The sequence below is a fragment of the Amycolatopsis sp. TRM77291 genome, from assembly GCF_054166285.1.
This window is the reverse complement of the sequence record NZ_JBSZHF010000001.1, coordinates 307,564-325,316: the sequence shown is the minus strand read 5'-3', so window position 1 is coordinate 325,316 and position 17,753 is coordinate 307,564. Positions and strand designations below refer to the sequence as shown.

21 protein-coding genes are annotated in these 17,753 nt (G+C 69.1%); 5 read left to right on the top strand and 16 right to left on the bottom strand.

The features are described 5' to 3' along the window. Positions 1-25: 25 nt before the first annotated feature. From aspS to ACXIZN_RS01470, 3 genes are all read right to left on the bottom strand, one after another. On the bottom strand, positions 26-1,279 hold the full coding sequence (aspS, locus tag ACXIZN_RS01480; RefSeq protein ID WP_457952070.1) for an aspartate--tRNA(Asn) ligase: 1,254 nt from the start codon (positions 1,277-1,279) through the stop codon (positions 26-28). A 563-nt stretch (positions 1,280-1,842) separates the two neighbouring features. Then, a complete protein-coding gene (locus ACXIZN_RS01475) occupies positions 1,843-3,087 on the bottom strand; it encodes a DUF1700 domain-containing protein (RefSeq protein ID WP_457952069.1) in 1,245 nt (414 codons plus the stop codon). Beyond that, on the bottom strand, positions 3,084-3,407 hold the full coding sequence (locus ACXIZN_RS01470; RefSeq protein WP_034323457.1) for a PadR family transcriptional regulator: 324 nt from the start codon (positions 3,405-3,407) through the stop codon (positions 3,084-3,086). The genes ACXIZN_RS01475 and ACXIZN_RS01470 overlap by 4 nt, the downstream gene beginning before the upstream one ends. A 162-nt stretch (positions 3,408-3,569) precedes the next feature. On the opposite strand from ACXIZN_RS01470, the gene ACXIZN_RS01465 reads away from it, so the two are divergent. From ACXIZN_RS01465 to ACXIZN_RS01450, 4 genes are read left to right on the top strand one after another with little or no spacing between them, the layout of a single operon-like run. Continuing rightward, positions 3,570-3,947, top strand: coding sequence for a GntR family transcriptional regulator (locus ACXIZN_RS01465; protein WP_457952067.1), 378 nt, complete (start codon positions 3,570-3,572; stop codon positions 3,945-3,947). Further along, on the top strand, positions 3,944-4,831 hold the full coding sequence (locus tag ACXIZN_RS01460; RefSeq protein ID WP_457952065.1) for an ABC transporter ATP-binding protein: 888 nt from the start codon (positions 3,944-3,946) through the stop codon (positions 4,829-4,831). Before ACXIZN_RS01465 ends, ACXIZN_RS01460 begins: the two co-directional genes overlap by 4 nt. Beyond that, a complete protein-coding gene (locus ACXIZN_RS01455) occupies positions 4,828-5,517 on the top strand; it encodes a hypothetical protein (protein ID WP_034323465.1) in 690 nt (229 codons plus the stop codon). Before ACXIZN_RS01460 ends, ACXIZN_RS01455 begins: the two co-directional genes overlap by 4 nt. Positions 5,518-5,543: 26 nt before the next feature. Further along, entirely contained in the window at positions 5,544-5,897 is a 354-nt protein-coding gene (locus ACXIZN_RS01450) for a DoxX family protein (RefSeq protein ID WP_457952056.1), read from the top strand. On the opposite strand, the gene ACXIZN_RS01445 is transcribed toward ACXIZN_RS01450, so the two are convergent. The 13 genes from ACXIZN_RS01445 to rsmD form a co-directional block, all read right to left on the bottom strand. Then, complete coding sequence (locus ACXIZN_RS01445; protein WP_457952054.1) at positions 5,894-7,078, bottom strand: MAB_1171c family putative transporter; 1,185 nt, start codon at positions 7,076-7,078, stop codon at positions 5,894-5,896. The genes ACXIZN_RS01450 and ACXIZN_RS01445 overlap by 4 nt on opposite strands. Continuing rightward, positions 7,075-7,632, bottom strand: a complete 558-nt coding sequence (locus tag ACXIZN_RS01440) for a hypothetical protein (protein ID WP_457952052.1) — start codon at positions 7,630-7,632, stop codon at positions 7,075-7,077. Before ACXIZN_RS01440 ends, ACXIZN_RS01445 begins: the two co-directional genes overlap by 4 nt. Further along, positions 7,633-8,073 (bottom strand): helix-turn-helix domain-containing protein, encoded by a 441-nt coding sequence (locus ACXIZN_RS01435; RefSeq protein ID WP_257485079.1) that lies wholly within the window; start codon positions 8,071-8,073, stop codon positions 7,633-7,635. Positions 8,074-8,140: 67 nt separating this feature from the next. After that, positions 8,141-9,001 carry a bifunctional DNA-formamidopyrimidine glycosylase/DNA-(apurinic or apyrimidinic site) lyase gene (gene mutM / locus ACXIZN_RS01430; RefSeq protein WP_457952050.1) on the bottom strand — a complete coding sequence of 287 codons (861 nt, stop codon included), beginning with the start codon at positions 8,999-9,001 and terminating at the stop codon, positions 8,141-8,143. A 168-nt stretch (positions 9,002-9,169) separates the two neighbouring features. Then, complete coding sequence (gene rnc, locus ACXIZN_RS01425) at positions 9,170-9,916, bottom strand: ribonuclease III (protein ID WP_185927140.1); 747 nt, start codon at positions 9,914-9,916, stop codon at positions 9,170-9,172. Between the two features lie 15 nt (positions 9,917-9,931). Further along, positions 9,932-10,114, bottom strand: a complete 183-nt coding sequence (gene rpmF, locus ACXIZN_RS01420; protein ID WP_005160412.1) for a 50S ribosomal protein L32 — start codon at positions 10,112-10,114, stop codon at positions 9,932-9,934. Positions 10,115-10,186: 72 nt separating this feature from the next. Then, on the bottom strand, positions 10,187-10,804 hold the full coding sequence (locus ACXIZN_RS01415; protein WP_457952048.1) for a YceD family protein: 618 nt from the start codon (positions 10,802-10,804) through the stop codon (positions 10,187-10,189). Positions 10,805-10,865: 61 nt separating this feature from the next. Next, positions 10,866-11,591 (bottom strand): DivIVA domain-containing protein, encoded by a 726-nt coding sequence (locus tag ACXIZN_RS01410; RefSeq protein WP_034323487.1) that lies wholly within the window; start codon positions 11,589-11,591, stop codon positions 10,866-10,868. Between the two features lie 117 nt (positions 11,592-11,708). After that, the gene (locus ACXIZN_RS01405; RefSeq protein ID WP_457952046.1) at positions 11,709-12,497 is read right to left on the bottom strand and encodes a hypothetical protein; all 789 of its coding nucleotides are present in this window, start codon (positions 12,495-12,497) and stop codon (positions 11,709-11,711) included. Next, positions 12,497-13,012, bottom strand: a complete 516-nt coding sequence (locus ACXIZN_RS01400; RefSeq protein ID WP_457952044.1) for a SigE family RNA polymerase sigma factor — start codon at positions 13,010-13,012, stop codon at positions 12,497-12,499. The genes ACXIZN_RS01405 and ACXIZN_RS01400 overlap by 1 nt, the downstream gene beginning before the upstream one ends. Positions 13,013-13,227: 215 nt before the next feature. Beyond that, complete coding sequence (locus tag ACXIZN_RS01395; RefSeq protein ID WP_457952043.1) at positions 13,228-13,920, bottom strand: ribonuclease domain-containing protein; 693 nt, start codon at positions 13,918-13,920, stop codon at positions 13,228-13,230. Positions 13,921-14,019: 99 nt separating this feature from the next. Next, complete coding sequence (gene coaD / locus ACXIZN_RS01390; RefSeq protein ID WP_126733550.1) at positions 14,020-14,502, bottom strand: pantetheine-phosphate adenylyltransferase; 483 nt, start codon at positions 14,500-14,502, stop codon at positions 14,020-14,022. 53 nt (positions 14,503-14,555) lie between these two features. Continuing rightward, positions 14,556-15,110 carry a 16S rRNA (guanine(966)-N(2))-methyltransferase RsmD gene (rsmD, locus tag ACXIZN_RS01385; RefSeq protein ID WP_457952041.1) on the bottom strand — a complete coding sequence of 185 codons (555 nt, stop codon included), beginning with the start codon at positions 15,108-15,110 and terminating at the stop codon, positions 14,556-14,558. 122 nt (positions 15,111-15,232) lie between these two features. On the opposite strand from rsmD, the gene ACXIZN_RS01380 reads away from it, so the two are divergent. Continuing rightward, positions 15,233-17,347: a HelD family protein gene (locus tag ACXIZN_RS01380; RefSeq protein WP_457952039.1), complete on the top strand. Its 2,115-nt coding sequence runs from the start codon at positions 15,233-15,235 to the stop codon at positions 17,345-17,347. The last annotated feature ends 406 nt before the right edge of the window (positions 17,348-17,753 follow it).

The following is a 17,753-nucleotide window of genomic DNA, read 5'->3' as shown; positions in this document are numbered from 1 at the left end:
TTCGGGAGGTGCCGGCTCGCGGCATTCACGGGGTCAGGCGATGCAGGTCGCGCGGGAAGAGCGTCGCCTGGCGGACGTTGGGCAGCCCGAGCAAGCGGGCCGTCCAGCGTTCGAGACCGAGCGCGAAACCGCCGTGCGGCGGCATCCCGTGCGCGAAGGCCGCCAGGTAGTCCCGGTACGGCTCAGTGGGCTCGCCGCGCTCCGCCAGCGCGGCGACGTAGTCCGCGTGCCGGTGCAGCCGCTGTCCGCCGGTCACCAGTTCCAGCCCACGGAAAAGCAGGTCGAAACTGTTGGAGTACGCGGGCCGCTCCGCGTCCGGATGCGTGTAGAACGGCCGCTTCACCATCGGGTAGCCGGTGACGAACAGGAATTCCGATCCGTGTTCGCGCAGCGCCCATTCCGAAAGCAGCCGCTCGTGCGCGGGCGCGAGGTCGGGTTCGCCACGCGGGTCCTCGCCGGAGGTCCGCGCGATCAGCTCCTGCGCCTCGGCGAAATGGAGTTCCGGGATTTCCCGTGGCACCACGACCCCGGCCTCCGGAACGGCGGCCGCCATTCCCGCGATCGCCTCCCGCAGCACCGTCATGACGTCATGGTGGCCGTCGATGAAACCGAGTTCGGCGTCGAGGCTGGTGTACTGCGCGAGATGCCGCGCGGTGTCGTGCGGTTCGGCGCGGAAGACCGGGCCGACCTCGTACACGCGCTCGAAAACCCCGACCAGCGCCTGTTTGTAGAACTGCGGGGACTGCGCGAGGAAGGCCCGCCTGCCGAAGTAGTCGATGCCGAAGACGTTCGCACCGGATTCCGTGGCCGACGAAACGATCTTGGGCGTATGGATTTCCGTGAACCCAAGCCCGTCCAGGGCCGACCGGAACCCGGCGACGCTCGCCGCCGCGACCGCGAACACCTCCTTCAGCCTCGGATGCCGCAATGCGACGGCGGCGTTGTCCAGCACCGTGGGCAACGCCGCCGGAACCGACGGCCGGTAGAGGTCGAACGGCGGTGGTTCGGCGGGCTCGGAAAGCAGCCCGACGGACGGCTCCGTGAGTTCGAGCCCGCCCGGCGCCTGCGGATTCGCGGTGACGAGGCCCTCGACCTCGACGACGGTTTCTTCAGGTGGGCCACCAGGTTCGGCGAGGACCACCTGGGCGAGTCCGGAGCGGTCCCGGACCACCAGGAAGGTGACGGTTTTCAGACGGCGCCGGCGGTGCACCCAGCCGGCGATGCGGACACGGCCGCCGACGTGCCGGGGCAGGTCGGCGGCGAGGACACGCGAGATCATCACAACTCCTGTACGGATGTGCGCGACCCCTTGGGAGTGCGGGCGAGAAGGGAACTCGCGGTACCACCGCACTTTCGCCGCCGCCGGAGGAACGGCGGCCTCGATGGCCCGTGACGAGGGCCGGACGGCGGGGCATGGGGCACGGACGCCGTTCCTCCCCGCACTCGGGAGGGTCTTCACCGAAGGGCGCGAGGCCGCCTTCCCAGCTACCGGCGGCTCTCTGGGCTCGCGTGGTCCCTTGGCTACTCGTCTCCGTCAACGCGTTGCCCCGGAGGCTACGTCGCCCGGGGCGACCCCGCATCCGCGTTTCGTCCTCTGGATGCGGTGGTTCGCGTTGCCAACTACCGCATCCAGAGGACGNCTACCGGCGGCTCTCTGGGCTCGCGTGGTCCCTTGGCTACTCGTCTCCGTCAACGCGTTGCCCCGGAGGCTACGTCGCCCGGGGCGACCCCGCATCCGCGTTTCGTCCTCTGGATGCGGTGGTTCGCGTTGCCAACTACCGCATCCAGAGGACGAAACGCGGGTGGAGGCGGCCCCCGACGTCCGCCTCCACCCGGAGCCACCTAGCGCGTCGGCTGGGTGGAGTTCGACGGCGGCACCGGGGACGAAGGCGGAGCCTGCGCGGTCGTGGAAGGCGGCGCCGGGGTGATCTTCGGGATCGCCGCGCTGAACGGCACGTCCGTCCTTTCCAGACAGTAGCTGCGGTAACCGTTGTAGCCGTTGAGGTTTCCGTCGTGGTCCTGGACTCCCCGCTCGAGCCGCGGCCGCGGATAGCGGTTGTCGTCGCCGATCCTTCGCTTCTCACCCGTGCTCTGCTCGCAGGCGTACCGGGTCGTGCTGAGCGGGCGGCCGTTCTCGTCGTAGAGGTAGATCTCGGTCAGCGGTTTGCCCTCGGCGTCGAACGCGTAGATGTTCTCCACCTCCCCGCTGCCGTACATCAGCTGCGGGTTCCCGTAGCTGTCGTTGTAGCTCGGCCCATAGGGGCCGTTGTAGGAACCGCCGCCGTAGGACCGCTTCGCGATCAGGTCGACCGCCGCGCCCGCACCGCCGAGCATGCTGCCGATGACGAACGCCGAGATCGGCACGGCCAGCCACAGCAGCCGCCGGTCGGCCTTCAGCTTCGGGCCCGCCCAGACCACCGCGACGGCCGCCAGCAGCATCAGCGGCAGGAGCAGCACGGCTTCGGTGTCGCGGAGCACGAGCAGCAGGCCGAAGATGACCAGCACCGCCGCGCACAGCACCCACCACGCCGGCTTGAGCGTGCGGAAGTAGTTGAGCCCCTTGCCGTTCCGGTCCTTCTGGAACGAGGCCGCGATCTCTCGGAGCTTCACCACCTCGGGCAGTTCCGCGATCGGGGCGACCCCCTTCCGGACCACGTAGGCGACGCTGATCGCGAGCACGGGCGCGACGAAAAGCAGGCCCAGCAACGGTTCCACCCGGACCCACACCGCGGCGGCGAAGCCGAACAGCGCGAAGCCCCCGATCGAGAACACCAGGCCCCAGAACGCGAACCGCGCCCCGCCGATCCCGGTCTTGACCTTCAGCACGGTGGTCTTGCCGCCGGCCTCGACCGGCCGCGGCGGGTAGCCGCCGGACGCCCGCAGTTCGGCGGCGTAGCTTTCCGGGCTGCCCAGCCGCTCGATCAGGGCGTCGACCTTGGGGTTGTCCCCGAGTTCCGCCTCCATCTCGGCGAGATGCGGCCGGACGTCCTCGAGGATCTCCTCGACTTCGCTCTCGGGCAGGTCGGCGAGCGCGCTCCTGACCCTCGCCAGATACACCCGCACGGCGGTCGGATTCTGCGTGCTCATGCTGCCTCTCCCAACAGGCTGTTCATCGTCGTGGCGAAAGTCCGCCAGGTCTGCCCCGACTCTTCGAGCCGCTGGCGACCCGGCTCGTTGAGGCTGTAGTACTTGCGGTGCGGGCCTTCCTCGCTCGGCACCACATAGGACGTCAGCAGGCCCGCCTTGTACAGGCGCCGGAGCGTCCCGTACACCGACGCGTCGCCCACCTCCTGCAACCCCGCGATACGAAGTCTTCGGAGTACGTCGTAGCCGTAGCCGTCCTCTCCGCGAAGCACCGCGAGAACGGCGAGGTCCAGCACGCCTTTGAGTAGCTGACTGATCTCCACAGTCGCGTCCCTCCCAGTCTTACGCAACAGAAGGTACCACGCATTGCACAGTAGTGCGCACGGCGGAGGCGACTTGCGTCGACCGGGTGGTTCATGGGTTACTTAGTCCAGTAATGAACCACCGCACCAACGAGGTGCTCGAAGACTGGGGACGGAGGTGTCGTGCTCGACGAAGGAACACCCCTGTTCGCGCAGATCGCCGAACAGATCGCCGACGACATCGCCGAGGGAAGCCTGGCCGAGGGGGAACGCGTGCCGTCAACCAACGAACTCGCCGCCTTCTACCGGATCAATCCGGCGACGGCGGCCAAGGGGATCAACGTGCTCACCGACGACGGCCTGCTCGAAAAGCGGCGTGGTATCGGCATGTTCGTCGCCGCCGGGGCGCGGCAGAAGCTGCTCACCGACCGGCGGCAGCGGTTCGCCGAGCAGTACCTCGACCCGATGCTCAGCGAAGCGAGGCGCCTCGGCATCGACGACGAAACCCTGATCTCGCTCATCCGCGGGAACGGACACCGGAACGGAGGACCCGCCGCATGACGCCGACCATTTCGACCACCGGCCTGACCCGGCGCTACGGCGACCATCTCGCGCTCGGCGATGTCTCGGTCGACATCGAAGAAGGCAAGATCACCGGCCTGCTGGGCCGCAACGGCGCCGGCAAGAGCACCTTCCTGCGCATCGTCACCGCGCAGGAATTCGCCAGCGCGGGCTCGGTCCGCGTGTTCGGCGAGAGCCCGGTCGAGAACGAGCGGGTGCTGAAGCGCCTGGTGCTCGTCCGCGAAGACCAGCAGTTCCCGGATTTCAAGGTGCGGCACGCGCTTTCGGCCGCGTCGTGGTTCTATCCGAACTGGGATTCCGAACTCGCCGACACGCTGCTCCGCGATTTCGACCTGCCGACGAAGCGCCCGATCAAGAAGCTCTCGCGAGGGATGCGCTCGGCGCTGTCCATCACGATCGGGCTCGCGGCGCGAGCGGAACTAACGCTGCTCGACGAGCCGTACGCGGGCCTCGACGCCGTCGCGCGCCAGCTGTTCTACGACCGGTTGCTCGACGACTACTCGGCCCATCCGCGCACGATCCTGCTCTCCACGCACCTGATCGACGAAGTGGCCGATCTGCTGGAGCACGTGGTGATGATCGACAAGGGCCGCGTCGTCCTCGACGCGGCGGCCGACGAACTACGCGGTTCGGCCGTCACGGTCTCGGGCCCGGCCCTCGCGGTGGACGACTTCGTCAGCGGCCGCCGGGTGCTGCATCGCCGCAAGATCGGTTCGCGGGCTTCGGTCACCGTCGCCGACGCGCTCGACGCCGCTTCGAAGGCGAAGGCGAAGGCCCTGCATTTGAAGCTCGAGCCGCTTTCCTTGCAGCAACTGATGGTGCACACCTCCAACGGACAGACCGCAGAGGAGGCGTCCGCATGAACACCCTGATCAACGTCGCGCGCTACCACCTGGTGGACCGGCTCCAGTACGTCGTCCTCCCGGTCGGCATCACGTTCTTCGCCTTCGGGGTGAACCTCGCGATCTTCTCGCTGCTCCCCGAAACACCGAACGAGAACTACTCCGGCGGCCTGTTCACGCTGTACGTGTTCATGCTCGTCTGCGGCGCACTGAGCATGACGAAGTCGCTGCCGTTCGGGCTCGCGCTGGGCGTGTCGAGGCGGTCGTACTACCTGGGCACGATCCTGCTGGTCGCCGGGCTGTCCGCGCTGTACGCGGTGGGGATCGTCGTGTTCCAGGCGATCGAGAACGCGACCGGGGGCTGGGGGCTCGGCCTCAACTACTTCCGGGTGCCCTGGCTGCTCGACGGTCCCTGGTACCTGACCCTGCTCACGTCGTTCGTGTTCCTGACGCTGATGTTCGTCTACGGCATGTGGTACGGCCTGATCTACCGGCGCGCCGCGGTGGTGGGTGTCGTCCTGTTCGGCGCCGCGCAGGTCCTGGTGCTGCTGGGCGGGGTGCTGCTGCTCAGCTGGACCGATTCCTGGCCGAAACTCGGCACGTTCTTCAGCACGCTGACCGTCGGCGGCGTGACCGGGGTGCTCGCCCTGCTGGTCTGCGTCGCGGGCGCCGGCGGATTCGCCACGATGCGCCGCGTCACGGTCTGAAACCTTTCCACACCAAGGAGTTCGTCATGGCCGTGACCCATGTGGTGCTGTCGGTACTGCTGGCCGCGATCTTCGCCGCGCTGGGGGTGGCGAAGATCCTGCGTCAGCCGGCGTTGGTCTCCCGGACCGAGAGGCTCGGCTTCTCGGTCCGGGGGATCCAGGGGATCGGCGTGCTCGAACTCGCGGGCGCGGCGGGCCTGGTGGCCGGGTTCTCCTGGCGGCCGCTCGGGATCGCCGCGGCGGCAGGCCTGGTCGCCTTGCTGATCGGGGCGGCGGTCTTCCACGTGCGGGCCGGCGACCAGATCAAGGACGTCGCCCCGCCGGTCTGGCTCGCGCTGGTCTCGGCGGCCGCCGCCGTCACCGCGATCGTTTCGGCTTAGACCGCGAGCGTTTCGCGCGCCCGGTCCCGGATGCGTCCGACCACGGTGGACCGCCGCCAGGCTCGCGTGACCTCCACGAGCCACGCCGCTTCGGTGGCGATGTCCGGCTCGTCGAGGTAGGTCGCCGGAACGTCGTCGGGGGCGTACCGGCGGCCCGCCTCGGAGGCGACGAGCGCGGCGGCCAGTGCCGCCGCCTCGATCGTCGCGGCGATCCGGGCTTCGGGGATCTTCGCCTCACGTGCTTCGGCTTCCGCGAGCGCCGGCACGTCCGGATCGAAGTAAGGCCGCAACGCGAGATGGCCGTCCCGGATCTCGATCACCCTGCGGTACAAGGCGAATTCGACGCCACCCGGCATGCCGGGGCCGGGGTCCAGCGCGATTCCGGGCACCGCGTCGCGCAGCGCGGCCCACAACGGCTCGATCCGGCGGTACGTCCGGTACGCGCCGATCAGCCGGAACGGCGTGGCCAGCGCGGGCCCCCACACACTGAGTGTCGCGCCCGCCCCGGCGAGCCCGACGCTCAGCGCCGCCAAAATCGCCGAGAACGTCTCCTCACCGGCGTCGACCGCGCCGGTGGTGGCGAGGATGTAGATGTCGTCGACGTCCCAGAAAGTCCAGCCCAGCGCGGAAACCCCGCCACCGACGAGCAGCCACAGCCCGATGCGAAGCGGACCGGGGGCGGCATGGCGCGCGAAGCGGGCGAAGACGATCGAGAAGGTCAGCAGGCTGATCAGACCGTAGACGAGGAAAAGGACGTTGTACGCGACGAACCAGCCGAGCCTGCCCGGCCCGGCAGCGGTGTGGTCGCCAACCCGGTAGCTGTCGGACAGGAAGAAGAGCGCGGTTTCGGCGGCCACCACGGTCCAGGAAAGCACCGCGTGCCAGCCGATCCGCTCGCCCTCCCCCAGTTTCAGCGACCGCGCGAACGCGACCGCGAAGGCCATCGCGCCGATCTTGAGCAGATCGGCCGCGAGGTTCAGGAGGCTGCCCATCGGTTCTTCGACCCCGACGGCGTTCTCCATCGCCGGGGTGAGCAGCATGATGCCGCCCGCGATGCACATCCCGAAGGCGCTGAGGAACCACATCCGCCGCAGGGGCTGGGTGTGGCGGGCCTGGATCAGCTTGTAGCCGAAGCCCGCGAAAGCCACCACGCAGCAGAAGTACGCGATGGTCTCGGTCACGGCAGGCGCCGTTTCCGGCTACCGAAGAGATCGTCGACCCTCGCCATCCCGCCGGCGAGATCGCTCTCGTCGGGACGCGCGGCGCCGCGCACCGCCGTCCGCGCGACACGGCGCGCCAGGAGACTGGCGAGCAGCTCCGCCTCCTGTTCCTCGACGGCGCTGTAACCCGTGCGGCCGAGGACACGGCGGACGAGTTCGGGCGACAGGTTCGGCATGAGGGTCTTGCCGGCGGCGGCGTCGAGCACGATCCCGTCGGCCCCGGCGTCCGAGCCGACGTGCCCGCACACCAGGTGGCCGACCTCGTGCAGCAGGATGTGCCGCCGGTGCAGGGCGGTGGTGTTGGTCGGATAGAGGATGTAGTCCGCGCGTTCCGTGCTCATCAGCAGTCCGCACGGGCCACTGGAAGGAACGCTGACCTGCATCAATTCGATGGGACGGCCGCGTTCGGCCGCCAGCTCCGCGACGAAGGACCCGGCGTCGAAGGGTTCGGGAAGGGTGACGCCGTCGGCGAGACTCCGGCAGCGGCGCCACAACTCCTTACGGCGACGGTCCACTCACGACTCCTTCTTCGGGCCGCCCCGTCCGGATTCCCTGCGGGCGATCGCGTCGATCATGTCGCTGATGGTGTCGAGTCCGTCGGGGGAAAGCGTTACGGCCCGCAGCGCGACGTCGCGGACACCGGCGTCGCGAAGGGCGCCGAGGAGCGCGAGTTCCTCGGCTATCTTGGCGCTCTGCTCGTCGTCGAAGAAGTACGCGGGCGAGACGCCGAAGAACCGCGCGAGCGCCTCGAGATGGCGTTTCGTCGGATTGTCGCGACGCCCCGTGCGCAACTGCCACAGGTACGTCGTCGAGAAGGTCTCGCCGGTCGCCTCGCGGCAGGCCTTGGCGACCTCCTCGTGGCTGTACGGCTCGCGATCGGGTCTCAGCACGATCTGGAACAGCTTGTCGATCTTCTCGGCGAGCGTCGTCTTGCCGGGCTCGGTCGCGGCCACCATCCCACTCCCTACATGTCGTGCCCGTTCATGCTAGTTGACGCGGTGCCCGTGTCGTACACGACAGTTTTCACCTCGCGCGCGGCTTCGGCTGGCACCGGGGGCAGGAGAACGAGGACCGGTTCATGAACGGGTCGCGCCGGATGGCCGTCCCGCACCGGCCGCAGGGCAGTCCTTCCTGGCCGTAGGCGTCGAGTGACCGGTCGAAGTAGCCGGACTCGCCGTTGATGTTGACGTACAGCGCGTCGAACGACGTCCCGCCGGCGACCAGCGCCTCGGCCATGACGTCGCTGGCGGCGGTGAGCACGGCACGGCCGTGGGCCGCGGTGAGCCTGTCGGTCGGGCGGGCCCAGTGGAGCTTGGCGCGCCAGAGCGCCTCGTCGGCGTAGATGTTGCCGATCCCGGAGACGAGGGTCTGGTCGAGCAGGGCGCGTTTGAGCTCGGTTCGCCTCGACCGCAGCGCGCGGACGGCCTGGTCGAGGTCGAACCGCGGATCCATCGGGTCGCGGGCGATATGCGCGATGGTGCCCGGCAACGGCGTCCCGTCGACCTCGGTGAGCTCCGCGAGCGCGAGCCCGCCGAAGGTCCGCTGGTCGACGAAGCGCAACTCCGGCCCGTTGTCGGCGAAGCGGAAGCGCACGCGAAGGTGCTTCTCGTCGGGTGCGTCATCGGGCTGGACGAGCATCTGGCCGCTCATGCCGAGATGCGCGAGCATGGCCTGGCCGTCGGAGAGTTCCAGCCACAGATACTTGCCGCGGCGTCGGGCGGCGGTGATCTTCACCCCGGAAAGCCGTCCGCCGAAGTCCTCGGCGCCGAGTTCGTGGCGGCGGATCGCGCGGGCGTGGAGGACTTCGACCTCGGTGATCGTCCGGCCGGAGACATGCGCCTCGAGCCCGGCACGGACCACCTCGACCTCGGGGAGTTCGGGCATGCCGTCGATTCTCCCACCGGCCCCGGTGAGCGGTGAGGACGGTCAGGTACCGGCTTTCCGGACGACCGGTGAGCCAAAAAGCACGCATCCACCGACGGTCGGCGGATGCGTGCCGCGGTTACTGATTCACCGGCTCGGACGTCAACGAACCGTCCCGTCGAGGAGGACTCAGGTCGTCTTCGGCGGCTGTTCGATGTCGAGCTCGGCCGAAAGCTGGCGCCAGGCTGTCTCGGCGGCCTTCTGCTCGGCTTCCTTCTTGGTCGTTCCCGAGCCGTAGCCGAGTTCGCGCCCGCCGACGAGGACGGTGGCGCTGAACTCCTTGCGGTGATCGGGCCCGGTGTCCTCGACCTTGTACTCGGGCACGCCGAGCCCGGCCGACGCCGTCAGCTCCTGGAGGCTGGTCTTCCAGTCCAGGCCGGCGCCACGCAGCGGCGCCTCGGCGAGTAGGTCGTCGAACAGGTGGTGCACGAGCTTGCGCGCGACGTCGATGCCGTGCTGCTGGTACGCGGCGCCGATGACGGCTTCGAGCCCGTCGGCGAGGATGCTCGCCTTGTCCCGGCCGCCGGTGAGCTCTTCGCCCTTGCCCAGCAACAGGTGCTTGCCCAGCCCGCCCTCACCGAGACCGCGCGCGACCCTGGCCAGCGCGTGCATGTTGACCACGCTGGCCCGGAGCTTCGCGAGCTGTCCCTCGGCAAGTTCGGGATGGGTGTTGTAGAGGTGGTCGGTGACGACCAGGCCCAGCACCGCGTCCCCGAGGAACTCCAACCGCTCGTTCGGCGGCAACCCACCGTTCTCATAGGCATAAGAACGGTGGGTCAACGACAGCGTCAGCAGCTCGGGTTCGATCGTGATCCCGAGAGCTTCGAGCAGTGGTGCGGGGTCCGCGGGTGGTCCACCGGCAGATTTGCCCCCCATGTCGTCGGCTGCCGATCAGGCGGGCTCGACGACCTGGCGACCGTTGTGCTGGCCGCAGGCCGGGCACGCGATGTGCTGGAGCTTCGGCTGCTTGCAGGCGCGGTTGGAGCAGGGCACCAGCTGAACCGGAGCCGCCTTCCACTGGCTGCGGCGCGCGCGGGTGTTGGATCGCGACATCTTCCGCTTCGGGACGGCCACGAGTAGATCTCCTTCAGACGGTCTGCCCGCGGTCGCGAGCGAACTTGCTTCTCCGGATCGAGCTGGTGCTCGTCAGGCTTGCTTTCCGGGGCCATCGGCCTGGTCATCGCCCGTTTCGTCATCGAAACGATCGACCAGCGCGGCCCACCGAGGGTCTATCTTCTCATGCCCGTGACCGGGCTCGAGATCGGCCCACTTGACACCGCATTCGATGCACAGTCCCCGGCAGTCCTCGGCGCACAGCGGGGCCAGCGGCAGCGCCAGCACCACCGCATCGCGGACCGTCGGCTCGAGGTCGATCCGGTCGTCCACCAGGCGGGGGATCTCGTCCTCGTCGGTGGTCTCCTCGGTCGCGGAGCCGGGGTAGGCGAAGAGCTCGGTCAGGTCGACCTCGACGTCCTCGGTGATCGGGTCGAGGCACCGCGAGCAGTGCCCCGTCGCGACGGCGGACGCCGTGCCGCTGACGAGCACGCCCTCGACGACGGACTCGAGCATCAGGTCGAGTCCGAGGGTGGAACCGGCGTCGATGGTGATGACGTCGGGCACACCGAGCGCGGTCTCGACGGGGATCGAGCGTTGGACGGCCTTGCTCAGGCCGGCGTGACGGCCGAGTTCGCGGGTGTCGAGCACCCACGGGTTCCGGTCGTCCAGTTGCGCAGGCCTGGCCTGCGGCGACTTGTTCTCAGACATCGGTCACCAGGGTACGCAGGTACCGCCACCGACTTTCGGGCGCGGTCACGAGCGCCGGTGATCAGCTCTGGTAGTCGTACAGCGACGTCCGGCTGTTGCCCGGCAGGTTGACCGGGGACCGCAGGTGGTTGCGCCCGGAGTCGACCGTCCGCAGCGTGGTCGCCAGCAGTTCGGAGAACTCGGCCAGCTTCCCGTCGACGTAGGCGTCGCAGTCGCCGCGCTGCTTGTCGGCCTCGACGTGCGCCTCGTCGACGATGCGGGCCGCCTCGCCGTGCGCGGCCTGGACGACCTCGGTCTGGGCGACGAGCCGGGCCTGTTCGGCGCGGCCGTCCTCGATGGCGCGCTCGTAGGCGTCGCGGCCCGCCTGGATCATCCGCTCCGACTCGGCGCGGGAGCGGTCGGTGAGGTTCTGGAACTCGGCCTGCCCGGCGGCGACCATGCGCTCGGCCTCGGCGTGCGCGTCGCTCATCATCTGCTCGGCGCGGGCGCGGGCGTCGGCGAGGATGCGCTCGGCCTCGGCCTGCGCGTCGGCGACCGTGCGGTCGGCCTCGGTGTTCGCCGTGGTGATCGTCTCCGCCGCCTCGGTGCGGGCGGTCTGGATCAGCTGATCACGTTTGTCCAGGACGTCCTGGGCGTCGTCCACCTCGCCCGGCAGCGCGTCGCGGATGTCGTCGAGCAGCTCCAGGGTGTCCCCCCGCGGGACGACACAACTGGAGGTCATCGGCACGCCGCGGGCTTCCTCCACGATGGTGACGAGCTCGTCGAGCGCCTCGAAAACCCGGTACACGGCCACTCCCTACCTACAGCGATCCCCACATTCCCTGAGATCAGTTTGCCCTCATCGCCGCCGTAAGGGGTGAAAGCGCGCGGTACCGGGCGTGTCCCCGCCGGTACCGCGCGCCACCTACCGCAGGGTGAGCCCGGGATCCGTGACCAGTCTGCTCAACTGGTCGTCGGACAGTGGCGAGCCACCGTCGACCGCGCTGTCGGTCACGGTCACGGACGTGCCGTCGGCCCGGTACACGACCGCTCCGCGCGTGGCCTCGAAGTCACCGGGAGGCAGTGACGGGACGATCCCGGAGAGGACGATGGTGCTTCCGTCGGCTTGGGGCAGCTTCACGCAGTCCACCGGTTCCCCGCTCGTCACGCCGGAGATGTCCGCGTCGAGTCCGGCGAGGGCTTTTCGTCCCGGCTTACAGCTGTCTTCGAGGGAGAAGCCCAGCTTGGCGGCCTCGGTACCGCTGATCGTGATGACGAGGGCGCGGGTGAAGCCGCCGGCGTCCCGATACCCGGCCGTGGCGACGAGGACGTCCCAGTCGTTCGCGGTCCGCAACTGGTGGATGGAGCGGACCTGAATGTCTTCGGCCCCGGTGAGCACGGCGGGCAGCGTGGCCGTCAGATGCCCGGTGATCCGCGCTTTCTGAGCCGTCAGGTTCACCTTCGGCGATACCGGTGGCTTCGCTGGAACGGCCACCGAAGAGGTCGGCACGGCCGGTGGCACCGAAGGATCGTCTCCCGGCGCCACGAACACCACCGCCGCCGCGATCACCGCCAGCGTGGCTCCCCCGGTCAGCGCCACCGCCCGCCGGTTCCGCGTCTTCTTCGCCGCCGCCACGGCGACCTCGTCCGGGTCGAAGCCGAGCGGGGGCTCGGCCAGTGTGATTCCGCGCAGCCTGTTCTCGAGTTCGTCCATCACGCGCTCCTCCCGGAGACAGCCTCGTCGTGCTGTCTCTGCAGGGCCGCGCGGAGGACGTCGAGCCCCCGCGCGGCCTGGCTCCTGACCGTCCCTTCCGAACAATGCAGCGCGACGGCGACCTCCGCGGCCGGCAGATCGGCGCAGTAGCGCAGCACGACGGCGGCGCGCTGTTTCGGGGGAACTTCGGCGAGGGCGCGAAGCAGCGAATCCGAGATCCCGGCGGTCGCCGGGGCCGCGGGCTCTTCGGGGACGACGCCGTCGCGGTTCTCTCTGCTCCGCCATGGTCGTCGCCGCTCGTCGAGCCAGCAGCGCATCAGGATCTGCCTCGTGTAGTTGTCGACGGTCCCTTTCCGGCGGACCTTCGGCCAGACCCGGTAGAGCTTGATGAGCGCGGTTTGGACCAGATCCTCCGCGAGATGCCAGTCGCCGCAGAGCAGGTACGCCGTCCGCCTGAGCGGTAGCGCCTTGTCCCTGGCGAACTCCCTGAAGCTCGCGTCGTCCCCAGACCGCATCGTGCCTCCTCGTCCGTGTTCCGGTGTATCTCACGGACGAGGAGGCACNGAGATGCCAGTCGCCGCAGAGCAGGTACGCCGTCCGCCTGAGCGGTAGCGCCTTGTCCCTGGCGAACTCCCTGAAGCTCGCGTCGTCCCCAGACCGCATCGTGCCTCCTCGTCCGTGTTCCGGTGTATCTCACGGACGAGGAGGCACGAAATGTTGCACGGACGGGTCAGCCGGCGAGATTCACCAGCTTGAAGGTCGCGTAACGGTCCGGCGTGTAGACGATCTCGCCACCCTTGCCGGAGATCACGCGGTCGCTCGTGCCCACCGGAAACAGCTGGTAGTAGCCGGCGGCGCACGACGGCAGCACACCTTCGCGGTTCTCGTAGACCGTGCCGCTCGCGCCGCCGCGGGCCTTGTCCACCACGGACTTCGCCGCGGAGGACAGCGTCGAGTAGCCGATCTTCGTCAGCTTCGAGGTGTCACCGCATGACGGCGCCGGGGTGCCGTCGGCGTCGATCACGGAGAAGGTCTTGTAGTGGTCCGCGGTGTAGAAGTGCTCGCCGGCGTTACCGGTGACGATGCGGCGCGCACCGCGATCGGGCGATCCCGGCGTGGGGACCGTGTACTCGCGGTAGTACCCCGACGCGCACTTCGGGAGGATGTTCTCGCGGTTGGAGAAGACCGTGCCGTCCTTGTCCGGGTACGGGAACGGGCCACCCTTCTGGATGAGGTTGTAGGTCGTCGTGGCCTCGGCGGGCAGGGACGACAACGACACGTGCTTGAACCCGGTGAGATCCCCGCACGGGTTCTGCTGGACGGAGACCGGGGCGGCCGTGGCCTGCGCGGCACTCAGCCCGCCGAAGAAGGTGACTAGCAGAACGAGCAGCGCGGCGGCGATCCGCGATCGTTTGTTGGTCATTTTCGGACCGTAACCCGATCGTGTATTCACCAGAAGGCGCCGAGATGAACTCTTCATCGCCGCCCACCGGCGCCCGACCAACGGCTTCGGCCGTTCGGGTCAACCTCGGTCGGAGTACTTCTCCGAGAGGCGTTTGAACACTATCGGCGGCACCAGGTGCTCGATGTCGCCACCGAGGGCGGTGACCTCTTTGACCAGCGAGCTCGACACGAACCCGTACGCCGGGTTGTTGGCCATCAGCAGCGTTTCGAGCCCGGTCAGCTCGCGGTTCATCTGCGCCATCTGGAGCTCGTAGTCGAAGTCGCTGACCGACCGCAGCCCCTTCGCGACCGCGATGATGTCGTTCTCGCGGCAGTAATCGACCAGCAGTCCCTGCCACGAGTCGACGCGCACGTTCGGCAGCTTCGCGGTGATCTCGCGGAGCATGTCCATCCGCTCCTCGGTGGTGAACAGGCCCTTCTTGCTCTTGTTCACCCCCACCGCGACGACGACCTCGTCGAACAGCTTGGCCGCCCGCTCGATGATGTCGAGATGTCCATTGGTGGCCGGGTCGTAGGACCCGGGACAGACCGCACGCCGCATGGCGCGGACGCTACCAAGGAGACGGTCCCCCTGCGCGCTCATTCAGTGCGGCGTCACACCTGATATTCGGCCCAGTAGAGCGCGGTGTCGCCGTAGCGCTTCGTCCGCGTCGGCTCGAAACCCGGCGGCCAGTCCGGCTCGCCGTCCCGCGCGGCCCGCTCGATCACCACCAGCGCGCCGTCCGTGATCCACCGGCCCGCCGCGAGCGCGGCCATGACCTCCCCCAGGCGGGTGGAATCGACAGCGTAGGGCGGATCGGCGAGGACGATGTCGAACGTTTCCGGCGCCGGAGCGGCCACGACGGACTCGACGGCGCCGGCCCGGACCGCGCCGCCGAGCCCCAGCGCGGCGACGTTCCCCTTGAGCACTTCGACCGCGCGCCGGTCCGACTCGACGAACAGCGCGCCGGACGCGCCGCGGGACAACGCCTCCAGCCCGAGCGCGCCCGAACCGGCGTAAAGGTCGAGGACCCGGGCCCCTTGCAGCTCGCCGGCGACCTCGAGCGCGTTGAACAGCGCTTCGCGCACGCGTTCCGACGTGGGCCTGGTGCCCTTCGGCGGGACCTTCAGCCGCCTGCCGCCCGCGGTCCCCGCCACGATCCTGGTCATGGGTGCATCGTGCCTCAACGCCTTCCACCGTGACGTTGGCCGGGACTTGGTGAAGCCGCCGCCCAGCTCGCGTAGAGTCGTCCTTCGCCCTCGGAGGCGATAGAAGCGTTTAGGAGCGTTGCGTGTCCGAACCTCGGGTCAGACGGGCCGAGATCGCCATCGAGCAAGCCCATGTGGACACCGTCTACACCCGGCTCGCCGAATTGCGAGCCCAGGCTGAGGCCATGCGTACCAAGGGCTACGAGATCGGCCATGGCGCCGGGCGGGAAGCCATCTTCGAGCAGGCGTCCATGCTGTTCGAACGGGACATGATGGTCTTCCACGCCAATCAGACCCTGCAGACCCTCGACGCGGAGTACGAGGGCCTGGTCTTCGGCAGGCTCGACCACCTCGACAACGACCACATCTACGTGGGCCGCCTCGGTATCCGCGACGCCGAGTTCGACAACCTCGTCACCGACTGGCGCGCGCCCGCGGCCGCGGCGTTCTACCAGGCGACGGCCGAGGAGCCGATGGACGTCGTCCGGCGCCGGGTGATCCGGTGCTCCGGCCAGAACGTGCTCGACGTCGACGACGACGTCCTGATCGCCGACGCGGTCCCCGACGGCATGCAGATCGTCGGCGAAGGCGCGCTGATGGCCGCGCTCGGGCGGTCGCGTGGCGAGAAGATGCGGGACATCGTCGCCACCATCCAGAAGGAGCAGGACGAGGTCATCCGGGCGCCGTGGCGCGGGGTCACGGAGATCACCGGCGGCCCCGGTACCGGCAAGACCGCGGTCGCGCTGCACCGCGCGGCGTACCTGCTCTACCGCCACCGGCGCCAGCTCGGCGGCGCGGGCGTGCTGGTGATCGGCCCGTCCGGCGTGTTCACCAGCTACATCTCGCGGGTGCTGCCGTCGATGGGTGAGACGAACGTCGAACTGCGCGCGCTCGGCGAGGTCCTCGACGGCCTCGAGGCGACCCGGCAGGACCCGGCTCCGCTGGCGGCGATCAAGGGATCGCTGCGGATGCGCAAGATCCTGCTGCGCGCGCTGCGGGACACGCCGGAAGACGCGCCGGAGGACATGAAGATCGTCTACCGCGGCGAGGTGCTGCGGCTCAACGCGCGCGAGCTCGACAAGGTGCGCCGCAAGGTGCATACCGCGGGCGGGCCGCCGAACCGGTCGCGGATCCGCGCCGCCGAACTGCTGCTCGACGCGCTCGCCGCGAAGGCCGAGCAGCACGCGAAGGACGACGGCCGTCAGATCGACAAGGCCGAGCTGATCACCGAACTCGGCGAGCGCATCGAGTTCCACCGGTTCCTGGTGACCTGGTGGCCGATCCTGTACCCGGCGCAGATCCTGCGCTGGCTCGGTAACGAGAAGCGGCTCGCCTCCGCGGCGAAAGGCCTGCTCAACCGCGGCGAGATCAGCATGCTCGCGGCCGATTTCGCCGATCGCTCGCGCGGCTGGACCATCGCGGACGTCGCGCTCCTCGACGAGCTGCGCGTCCTGATCGGGCCGCCGCCGAAGAGCCGCCGGACCCGCCAGAACGTCGAGGTCAACCCGGAGCGCGGTGGCGCCCCGACCCGGCCTGAGCACTACGACGAGTACTCGCACGTGGTCGTCGACGAATCGCAGGACCTCTCGCCGATGCAGTGGCGGATGGTCGGGCGGCGCGGCAAGTACGCGAGCTGGACCGTGGTCGGCGACCCGGTGCAGAGTTCGTGGCCGGATCCGGCCGAGGCCGCGATGGCGCGGGACCAGGCCTTCGGGCTCAAGACGACGCGTCGCCGGTTCACCCTGCGCACCAACTACCGGAACTCGGCGGAGATCTTCGACCTGGCCGCGAAGGTCGTCGCCGGGCACGCGGAGGCCGACGAGCTTCCGCGCGCGGTGCGGCAGACCGGTGTCACGCCGGAGGTCCGGCCCGTCGAGGCCGCCGGGCTGGAGGCGGCGACGCAGGCCGCGGTGAAGGAGATGCTGGGGGTCGTCGAAGGCACCGTCGGCGTGATCACCGCCATGGACCGGGTGCCCGAGATCGAGGGCTGGCTAGACGGGCTGTCGGACGAGCGGCTCAAGGTCGTCGGCAGCCTCGACTCCAAGGGCCTCGAGTACGACGCCGTCGTCCTGGTGGAGCCGAACGACCTCATCACGGAGTCGACCACCGGACGCCGGGTGCTGTACGTCGCGCTGACCCGCGCGACCCAGCAGCTGACCGTCCTGGCCTCGAACCCGGACTGGATCCCGGCCGCCTGATCACGCGTGTCGTCCACCTGATCACGCGAGTTCGCCGCCCAATCACGTGAGTTACGCCCTCAAGCACGCGAGTTACGCCCCCGATCACGCGAGTTACGTGCCTGATCACGCGAGTTACGTGCCTGATCACGCGAGTTCGGCAGTCCGGGATGGACGACACGCGTGATTCGGGCGCGACTCGCGTGCTTGAGGACGTGACTCGCGTGCTTGCAGGCGTAACTCGCGTGGTTGGGGGCGTAACTCGCGTGCTTGGGGGCGTAACTCGCGTGCTTGGGGGCGCGACTCGCGTGATTGGGCGCGGAACACAAGTGACGGGGGAAAAAAGCTGAAGGGCTCCTTCAGGACACTGTGAATGCCCTGAAGGAGCCCTTCAGACCCCCGGTGAGTGAACGATGTGGGGACGCAT